Here is a 9,249-nt window from a genome sequence, read left to right on the forward strand (position 1 = left end):
GCGGGAGCGGCCGGCGCGGCGGCGACCGGGGCCTCGGGCTTCGCGGGGGCGGCGGGCGCGGTGGCGCAGGCGGAGGAACAGACGAGCGGGACGACGAGCAGGTGTTTCCAGGAGCGCATGGGCGCGCAGTCTGTCACGCGCCCTGGCACGCCGCGCGGCGGAACGACCTTCCGGAACCGCCGTTGTCAGTCATTCGCGGGAAAGCCAGACACGCTGTCCTGGCTTCACTTCGAATCCGTGGAGCCGGGTGGCGTGGCGCGGGGGCTGACCTTGCGCAGCTCGTGGAAGTGCTCGCGCACGAACCGCGCGGCGTTGAGCAGGGCATCCACGGGGCCCACGCCCACCATGCTCACGGTGATGGGCACCGCGTGGCCGATGACCACGGGGCAGTACCAGTCCCCGTTGGCATCCTGCGGGATGGGCACGGGCCGGCCCAGGGTGACGCGGGAGACGTGCTTGCGCCCGTGGTCGTCCTCGAAGGACCAGAAGTCATCGGCCACGGGGTCGCTGATGGACGCGTGGTGCGGAGGGCCAGGGTTCATGGACGGCTCCTTACCCTGCATCGTCAGGGCAAGCAGTGGAATGGGAGACGCATGCGTTGATGCGCGAGCACATGCCCTTGCATGCCGCCTTCGAGCCCTGGACGACGGACCAGCAGAGCTGCCGCTGCCACGTCTCGGAGAGGCCCCGACAGTATGACTCCAGGGCCGCGCCTCCCGCATCACAGGCCTTGAAGCAGGAGTCCAGGTCGAACGCTCCAGGGGCGGATGCGGCCGGTGGGGCGCAGCCTTCGGGGTTCAGCGCGCAGAAGCTTCCGGGACCGCGTGAATGATCCGCTCGAAGTTCGGTGGAAGGCGTGGAGGCGCATCCACCTCCGCCAAGCAGCATCACGAACACCCAGAGGCCGGGAGCGATGTCTGGCGATCCTCGATGCATGCGGCATCGTCTCTGCCCCCTCACTGGACCGGCATCACCCTCCCGTCCGACCCATCTGTTCGCCGTGAGACCACCTATTCTCCCGGCGTGGCCTGGGCCACGGCCGGGGCGGGGACGTACTCCTCGCTCGTGGCCAGGGTGCCCAGCTCGTTCACTCCGCCCACCACCAGCACCGTGCCCCGGCGCAGCCACAGCGCTCCGGCTTCGCCTCGCGGCTCATGCAGCGTGGGCGCCTGCGTCCAGGTGCCGGGGACCGGGTCGAAACGCTCCGCGGAGGCCAGCGTGCCTCGCGACGAGTGCTCGCCGCCCACCACCAGCACCGCGCCCTCCGCCGTCACCAGCGCCGCGTGGTGCTCTCGCGGCACCGCCGGGGCCTCCACCAACTCCCAGGCGTTGCGCTCCGGCACGTAGACCTCCGCCGTCCTCGCCGCCTGCGTCGTCGTGCCGCCCACCACCAGCACGCGCCCGTCCGGGAGCAGCGTCACGGTGTGCCCCAGCCGGTGCGTGCCCGCCGCGCCTCCCACCGCTCCCGCCTTCTCCCAGTGGCCCGTCGCCGGGTCGTACAGCTCCGATTGCAGGCCGCTGACGAAGAGCACCTTGCCCGTGCGCAGCACCACCGCCGTGCCCGCGCCGCCTCGCACGAAGCCCGGCGCCTCCACCGCGCTCCACGTCCCCGCCACCGGGTCGAACAGCTCCGCCGAACGCACCGGCCGCAGGTCCACGTCCGTTCCGCCCGCCACCAGCACGCGCCCGTCCGGCAACACCACCGCCGCCGGGTCGTTGCGCGCCTCGGCCATGGGCGCCGCTGGCGTCCACACGCCTGTGTCCGGCGCGTACAGCTCCGCGCTCGCCAACGCGCCCACCGTCACGCCGTTGGAGCCGCCCACCACCAGCACGCGCCCATCCAGCAGCCGCACCGCCGCGTGGTTGCGCCGCGCCGTGCGCAGCGCCCCCGTGGACCGCCACCGCCCCGTGTCCGGGTCGAAGACCTCGCAGCTGCCCAGCGTGCGGCTGCCGTCATGCCCCCCCGCCGCCAGCACCCGCCCGTCCTCCAGCGCGACGTAGGGCAACAGCCGCCGGGGCGTGGACAGCACGCCCGGCACCGGCGACTCCACGCTGCCCGCATCCGCTCGAGGCGCGGGACCGCAGGCGAGCACCACCCCCAACCACAGCATCGTGACGCAAGATGTCGAGAACCGTCGCATGACCCCACCGGGACGCCTGGCCGAGGGGTTCGTCTAACGCGCCGGTCTGACACTCCAGCCCGCGCAAGACCCTGTGATTCCAGGGCCTTGCCCTCCGGGTTGGACGCGTCAGTGCCGGGTGGGACCCACGGGGTCGTTCGTGGGCTCGGTGTCCATGCCCTCGCTGTTGCGCGGCGGCAGGGCGCTCCCATCGTCGTCCACCTCCAGCGTGAGCTGGGAATGGTCCGCCGGCTTGAGCAGGACCTCGTCCCCGGTCACGGCCTCCACGTCGCTGTACTCGACCAGGTAGTCGCGCCGGGGAATGGGCACCAGTCCCTGCTCCAATTCGAAGTGCGTGTCGCCCACGCCCGCCACCCTGCCCAAGGGGTGTCCGTCGGCGGTGCGCACCGACATGCCCTCGCGAACCTCTCCCGCGTGAATCATCGTGTCGCTCCTCGCGCTCATGGGGTCCTCACCAAGAGTGGGGTCGCTCCCGCCGTCGTGCGCGCCATGCCAGGCAGCCCGGTGGGCCCACGGGCCGCCTCCAAGGCGGGGGGCCGGCCCCGCGCGCGGCCCCGTTGCGCGGTGCCTAACGTTGACGCAGGAGGCCCCCATGTTGCTGGAACTGTCGAACGACGAATCGCGCGTGCTGAAGGACGCCGTGGACTCCTCGCTGCACACGCTGCTGGATGAAATCGCCCACGCGGATCAACGCGAGTTCAAGGAAGCGCTGCGCCAGCGCTACGACCGGCTGGCCGCGCTCCAACACCGCCTGGAGCCCATCGTGGAGAGCGAACAGGTCTACGCCTGACTCACACCGCGAGGCCCGTCCTCGCGTCGAACCGGCGCAGGAACCGCGCGTCGTGGCGCAGCCACACCGTATCCCCGCTCGCCGCGCGGAAGTCTCCGGGCGCCCGCGCCACCAGGCGCTCGCCGCCCGTCTCCACCGTCACCCAGACCTCCGCGCCCATGGGCTCCACCAGGTACACGCGCCCTTCGCGCGCGTCCGGTGGGCACGGGCCCTGGCCGATTTGCAGGTGCTCCGGCCGCAGGCCCAGCACCGCGTCACCATCCGACATTCCCAGCGTGGACGGCTTCACCAGGTTGATGCGCGGAGAGCCGAAGAAGCCCGCCACGAAGAGGTTCGCCGGCGCGTCGTACAGCTCGCGCGGCGGGGCCACCTGCTGCACCTCGCCCTGGCTCATCACCACCACGCGGTCCGACAGCGTCATCGCCTCCGCCTGGTCGTGCGTGACGTAGATGAACGTGGCCTTGAGCTGTTCGTGCAGCTTCTTGATTTCGCCGCGCATCTGCGTGCGCAGGGCCGCATCCAGGTTGGACAGGGGCTCGTCGAAGAGGAACACCTTGGGCCTGCGCACCAGCGCGCGCCCCAGCGCCACCCGCTGCCGCTGTCCGCCCGACAGCTCCTTCGGCCGGCGCGCCAGGAGCGCCTCCAGCCCCAGCACGCCGGACACCTCGCGCACGCGCGCCTCGACGTCCTTCGCGTCCATGCCCGCCACCTTCAGCGGGAACGCCAGGTTCCCCGCCACGTCCAGGTGCGGGTAGAGCGCGTAGCTCTGGAACACCATCGCGATGTCGCGCTCGCGCGGGGACAGGTCGTTCACCAACTGCCCGTCGATGCGCAGCTCGCCGCCGGACAGCTCCTCCAGCCCGGCGATGAGGTTCAACGTCGTGGACTTGCCGCAGCCAGAGGGGCCCACCAGCGACACGAACTCGCCGTCCGCGATGTCCAGCGTCACGCCCTTCACCGCCGCCACCCCACCCCGGTACACCTTGCGCACGTCCTGCAGGGACACCGTCGCCAAGGCTCCGCACCTCCGCGCGGGCCACGCCCCGCGAAAAGCCCCAGCATCGCCGCTCCCGTCCCTGCGCGAAGCCCGCTCACCTCCGTCCGTCACCCCCAGGACATCTTCCGAGCGAGGCGCCAGGGCGTCCGGAGCGCCTCAGCGCTCCACCGTCACGCCCTTCCAGAAGGCCACGTAGCCCTGGATGTTGGCCGCGGCCGACTTGGGCTCCGGGTAGTACCAGGCGGCGTCGGCGTTCGTCTTCCCGTCCACCTCCACGGAGTAGTAGCTCGCCTCGCCCTTCCACGGACAGTGGGTGTGCGTGGCGCTGGGCTTGAAGTGCTCGCGCACCAGGCTGTCCGGCGGAAAGTAGATGTTGCCCTCCACCGTCTCGTAGGTGTCGCTCTTCGCGAGCACCACTCCGTTCCATTTCGCGACTGGCATGGGAAAGCCTCCTGATGCGTGTGGGGTAACGGCGCGTCAGCCCGCGCGCGCGGCCTGGCTGGATGCGTGCTGCGTGAGGAAGGGGGCGAGCTCCGCGTTGACGAGCGCCGGCTCCTCCACCGAGGACGAGTGGCCCCCGCGCGACAGGCGCACCAGCGTGGAGCCCGGGATGAGGGAATGGATGCGCTCCGCCTTCGCGGGCACCGTGGCGCGATCCTCCTCTCCCACGATGACGAGCGTGGGCGTGCGGATGCGCGGCAGCTCGTCCGCGATGGGCTTGCGTTTGATGACGCCGTTGACGGCGCGGTAGATGTCGCGGCGGTTGCCCTTCAGGCGCGCGCGCCACAGCGCCCGCTCCTCCGAGCGGCCCGGGTCGGTGAGGAACGACGTGCCGAACATGATGCGCATCACCGGCGCGGTGACGGGGGCCAGGCCCACGTAGCGCGCGACGAGGTTGAGCGCGGTGTAGCGCGGCACGTTGGCGGGGGGCTCCGGGTCGGCGGACGTCTCCAGCAGCACCAGCGAGCGCAGCAGGTCCGGCCGGCGCGCCGCGAGCCGCATGCCCACGAAGCCACCCATGGACAGGCCCACGAAGTGGACGGGCCCCACGCGCAGGGACTCGAGGAACGCCACCGCGTCCGCGTACACCGTCTCCATGTCGATGACGGACTCGGGCGGCACGTCGCTCTGGCCCTGCCCCCGGTGGTCGTACGCGATGCAGCGGAAGCGGCCGCGCAGGGCCTCCACCTGCGGGTCGAACAGCCGGGTGCTCCAGAGGAGGCCGTGGCTGAAGACGACCACGTCTCCGGGGCCTTCGGTGTCCTCGTAATACAGCCGGGTTCCATTCACGGACCGCATGGGCATGGGCACGGCCTCCCTTCGCTAGGAGGCGACCCTAATCCAGGCCTCGCCAGGACCGCAGCCCTCCCTGGGAGGTCGTTGTCCACTGGAGGAGACAGGCTTGCTCGGAGCGCCGCTTGTGCCGCCCGGCGCTTGGGAGGAGCATGGGCGGCACCTTCCGGATGCGCTCCTCTCGCCCTGTCCTTGTCGCCCTCGCGGTGGTGGTTCTCGCGGTGGGTCTGTTCTTCATGCTGCGCCCCTCCGCGCCGCCCGCGCCCGCGGTGTCCGCGCCGGTGGCCCGGGCGCCGGCTCCGGCAACGCCCCTGGACGCGGGGAGCGTGGCCGCGCCCGTGCCGGTGAAGACGGTGGAGGCGCCGCCCGCGAAGCCGGCGAACCACTTCGTGGGCTCGCAGGTGTGCGCGGACTGCCACGAGGAGCAGCACGCCGGCTGGAAGCATGACTGGCACGCGCGAGCGCTGTCGCCCGCGACGAAGCCGTACGTGGTGGGCACGTTCACGGCGGGCACGCACTTCCAGGGCGAGTCCAGCGAGGCGTGGATGCGCCGCGACGGTGGCAAGTACCTCATGCGCACCAAGGGCGCGGACGGGAACCTGGGCGAGTGGCCGGTGCAGTGGCTGGTGGGCGGCAAGCGGATGCAGGACCCCATCACGCTGATGCCGGACGGCCGCTGGCAGGTGCTGCCGGTGTACTTCCACGTGACGGGCAAGGGCGAGTGGGTGGACTACTCGGAGAAGAAGCAGGGGGCGCTGGCGCCGGACCACCCGTTCTTCTGGGCGAACTTCCGCCGCAGCGCGCAGCACGCGTGCCTGGACTGCCACGTGACGGGGCTGGACGCGCGCTATGACCGGGCGAGCCACCAGTGGGAGACGAAGTTCGCGGACGCGGGCGTGGCGTGCGAGTCCTGCCACGGGCCCGGCGGGCGGCACGCGGAGTCGCAGCTGCCGGCGGACATCATCCAGCCGGCGAAGCTGTCGAAGGACGAGGGCTTCGCGGTGTGCGCGCAGTGCCACGGGCCGCGCCGCACGCTGTTCCCCATGCTGGACGCGCGGCACCGCTTCCAGCCCGGCCAGCGCTATGACGCAAGCTATCAGCCCATGGTGCTGCTGGTGGGCAACGACCGCTCCGGGGACTTCTTCGCCGACGGGCGTCCCAGCACCTCCAGCTTCGAGTACCAGGCGCTCATCCAGTCCAAGTGCCACCTGCAGGGCGGGGCCACGTGCCTGACGTGCCACGCGGCGCCGCACGACCCGAGCGCGCCCAACGAGGTGAAGAAGCAGAAGCCGGTGGCTGCGCGCACAACGGTGAACGCGGCGACGTGCCAGGGCTGTCACCAGGAGGTGGTGGCGCAGGGGGAGAAGCACACGCACCACAAGGCGGCGGCGGCGCAGGACTGCCTGGCGTGTCACATGCCGCCGGTGGTGTCGGGCGTGCTGGACCACTTCGCGGACCACGCGCTGGACGTGCCGGTGCCGCGGAACACGGCGCGCCACGACGTGCCCAACGCGTGCAATTCCTGTCATGCGAAGGAGACGCCGGACGCGATGCAGGCCTCGCTGACGAAGTGGTGGCCGAAGGCGGAGGCGCGGCAGCAGCGGCGCATGCGGCTGGCGGACGCGTTCGACGAGAAGACGGCGGCGCAGAGCCGTGGGGCGCTGGAGGCGGTGCTGGCGGACACGTCGGAGGCGGGCACGCTGCGGGGCGCGGCGGCGAAGTTCCTGGCGCGCCGGTTCAAGCACGACGCGGTGCCGGCGCTGCGGGCGGCGTTGAAGGGCACGACGGACAGCACGTTGCGTTCGGACATCATCGACGGGCTGGGCGCGGCGAACGCGCGCGAGGCGACGGAGGACCTGGTGCCGCTGCTCCAGGACGGCTCGCTGTGGGTGCGGCAGGGCGCGGCGCTGACGCTGGCGGCGTTCGGGGACACGCGGGCGATGCCGGCGTTGCAGGCCCTGGCGACGGACCCGGAGACGCGCGGGCTGGTGCAGCCGCACGTGATGCTGGGGCAGCTGGCCATGCGCAAGCGCGACGTCGTCACCGCGACGCGTGAGTTCGAGCAGGCCTTGGACCTGCAGCCCTACAACGCGGACGTGCTGGTGCGGCTGGCGGACCTGTACGTGGTGCAGGGCAACGAGCAGAAGGGCCGCGACCGGCTGCAGGAAGCGCTCCGGTTCGATCCACAGAACCGCTCCGCCAAGCAGCGCCTGGGCATGCTGCCGGCGCAGTGAGGATGGGCGGAGGAGCAAGACTTCTGGGTGCATCGTCGCTGCTCCTCGCGCTGGCCTGCGCGCAGCCTGCGGCGACACCCGGAGTCGTCCAGATCAACGCGCGCGACATTCCCGAGCGCATCCCGGGCCCCATGTCGGGCTTCGGGCCATTCGACACGTACTCGGACGCGCTCATCTCAGCCTGCTCGATGATGCTGAAGCAGCCGCATGCCACGGCAGGGCGGAAGTCGGACATGAACTTCCGGCTCAGGTGGGACCTGTCGCAGGAGTACTGCGCCTGGATCTACTACACGCCCGACGAGCGATTCGAGATGAGCATGATGTCCGTGACCACGATCCAGGACGCGCGAGGCAAACGGAGCTGCCGCCTGCCCCCCAAGGTGGACGACGCCCGCTATCCTCCCGAGAGCCTGGGCTACGTGTATCTGCTTCACACGCATCCTTACGAAGGTGAGCTCACGGAGCAGGATATCCGCTACATCGTCACCATGGGGCTGGAGCACGGCTGGGAGGTGAAGACGAAGGCGGGGATGCTGCGGCTGTCCCTCGTTGCCTTCTTCTCGGCATCGAATGACCTCGCGAATCCCACCTGCGACGGCTTCTTCCAGTACACGCCCGCCAGCGGCGACCTGTCGAAGTGGACGCAGGAGCGGAATCAGTGGCGCCGCCAATCCATTGGCAGCGTGACCTGGATCGACGCGCAGCACTATCGGATCGACCGCCACTAGGCGCGAGGTCGGAGCATCCACGAAGAGGGCTCATGGCGATCAAGCGCTTCATGCTTCCGGCGGTGCTGCTCCTGGCGGGCTGCCTGCGGCCTACGCCTACGCGTGAGGCCTGGACGAACGACACGTCCATCGAGTTCCCCCGCTTCTTCGAGCAGCCTGCCGTGGAAGCAGCCGCGGATGGAGGCATGGTCGAATTGGGTGGCAATGTCCTGCGTGCGCTCGACGTCGCCGCCGCTGACTTCCTGGGCCCACAAGATGCCAACACCCCGTGCGTCGACCGGCGCGAGTCACACCGGTACAGGGTCATGCAGCAGCAAGGCATCCTCTTCATCCGGATCGATGAGGATCCCCGGGCCTGTGGCTTGAGTGCTCCTGCACTGGATTCAGGCGCGCAGTACGCGGTCGGGAGTGATGGCCGCATCCTCCGCCGCCTCCGGGATGGCGAACCGGATGGGTCGCGGGTGCCAACGGATGCGGGCCCCGGCATCCCGGTCCCCACGTCGGAAGTCGGCCGGTCCTTCGACCCACCCGATGGCTCCGTTCCGTTGCCGTTCATCCAGAGCCACGAGTAACCAGCCCCTCCCAGGCCTGGCGGTCATGAACGCCGTGGCGTGCTGAACGCGCGCCCTCCCTTCAAGACAGACGCCCGCACGGCGCTCGCGACGCAGGTTGGCTCTTCCCTTGCCAGAGCCCGCCCCTGGACGCGCCATGTCCCTCCCAATCCCAAAGCCCTGTCTGCCCTTGCGTCCGTAAGGGCAATCCCAGATCTCCAGCCCCTCGCGGGAGGTCTGTCCATTGTCTGCTGAGCACTTCCTCGCCCGGCTGTGTTGTCCATTGGCGCGCCAGGGGCGCGAACCGTGGCGGGGGGCTGGCTTCGCCCCTACCTGGGGAGCTTCCCTTATGAACGCGCTCGTGTTCGCAGCCCTGCTGGTCCCCGCCGGACTCCCCGGCGCGGCGACAGCACAGCCCGGCTCCGGACAATCCCTGCCGGTCCTCGCGCAGGACACCGCGCCACCGCAGCGCGCTCCCCCCGCGCCTCCGCCAGCGCGCGGTCGCGCTCCTGGCG

At 70.9% G+C, this 9,249-nt stretch carries 10 protein-coding genes; 4 read left to right on the forward strand and 6 right to left on the reverse strand.

The genetic code is table 11. The features are described from left to right. Positions 1-224 precede the first annotated feature (224 nt). The 3 genes from D7W79_RS33305 to D7W79_RS33315 form a co-directional block, all read right to left on the reverse strand. Entirely contained in the window at positions 225-542 is a 318-nt protein-coding gene (locus D7W79_RS33305; RefSeq protein WP_120529384.1) for a hypothetical protein, read from the reverse strand. Between the two features lie 468 nt (positions 543-1,010). Next, a complete protein-coding gene (locus D7W79_RS33310; RefSeq protein WP_171434667.1) occupies positions 1,011-2,111 on the reverse strand; it encodes a Kelch repeat-containing protein in 1,101 nt (366 codons plus the stop codon). A 138-nt stretch (positions 2,112-2,249) separates the two neighbouring features. After that, positions 2,250-2,585 carry a DUF2171 domain-containing protein gene (locus D7W79_RS33315; RefSeq protein WP_244222109.1) on the reverse strand — a complete coding sequence of 112 codons (336 nt, stop codon included), beginning with the start codon at positions 2,583-2,585 and terminating at the stop codon, positions 2,250-2,252. Positions 2,586-2,733: 148 nt separating this feature from the next. Between D7W79_RS33315 and D7W79_RS33320 the strand changes: the two genes are divergently transcribed. After that, entirely contained in the window at positions 2,734-2,931 is a 198-nt protein-coding gene (locus D7W79_RS33320; RefSeq protein ID WP_120529387.1) for a hypothetical protein, read from the forward strand. A 1-nt stretch (position 2,932) separates the two neighbouring features. Here the strand turns inward: D7W79_RS33320 and D7W79_RS33325 are convergent, their stop codons facing one another. The 3 genes from D7W79_RS33325 to D7W79_RS33335 form a co-directional block, all read right to left on the reverse strand. After that, entirely contained in the window at positions 2,933-3,946 is a 1,014-nt protein-coding gene (locus D7W79_RS33325; RefSeq protein ID WP_120529388.1) for an ABC transporter ATP-binding protein, read from the reverse strand. Positions 3,947-4,084: 138 nt separating this feature from the next. Continuing rightward, positions 4,085-4,369 (reverse strand): DUF427 domain-containing protein, encoded by a 285-nt coding sequence (locus D7W79_RS33330; RefSeq protein WP_120529389.1) that lies wholly within the window; start codon positions 4,367-4,369, stop codon positions 4,085-4,087. Between the two features lie 36 nt (positions 4,370-4,405). Next, positions 4,406-5,233 (reverse strand): alpha/beta fold hydrolase, encoded by an 828-nt coding sequence (locus D7W79_RS33335; RefSeq protein WP_120529390.1) that lies wholly within the window; start codon positions 5,231-5,233, stop codon positions 4,406-4,408. A gap of 140 nt (positions 5,234-5,373) precedes the next feature. Between D7W79_RS33335 and D7W79_RS45915 the strand changes: the two genes are divergently transcribed. Genes D7W79_RS45915 through D7W79_RS33350 form a run of 3 tightly spaced genes read left to right on the forward strand, consistent with a single transcriptional unit; the run spans position 5,374 to position 8,755 of the window. Continuing rightward, a complete protein-coding gene (locus D7W79_RS45915) occupies positions 5,374-7,455 on the forward strand; it encodes a HEAT repeat domain-containing protein (protein ID WP_120529391.1) in 2,082 nt (693 codons plus the stop codon). Positions 7,456-7,457: 2 nt separating this feature from the next. Further along, positions 7,458-8,183: a hypothetical protein gene (locus D7W79_RS33345; protein ID WP_244222112.1), complete on the forward strand. Its 726-nt coding sequence runs from the start codon at positions 7,458-7,460 to the stop codon at positions 8,181-8,183. Positions 8,184-8,215: 32 nt separating this feature from the next. Then, positions 8,216-8,755, forward strand: a complete 540-nt coding sequence (locus D7W79_RS33350; RefSeq protein WP_120529393.1) for a hypothetical protein — start codon at positions 8,216-8,218, stop codon at positions 8,753-8,755. Positions 8,756-9,249: the final 494 nt, after the last annotated feature.

It is taken from the genome of Corallococcus exercitus, assembly GCF_003611585.1.
GTDB classification, from domain to species: domain Bacteria; phylum Myxococcota; class Myxococcia; order Myxococcales; family Myxococcaceae; genus Corallococcus; species Corallococcus exercitus.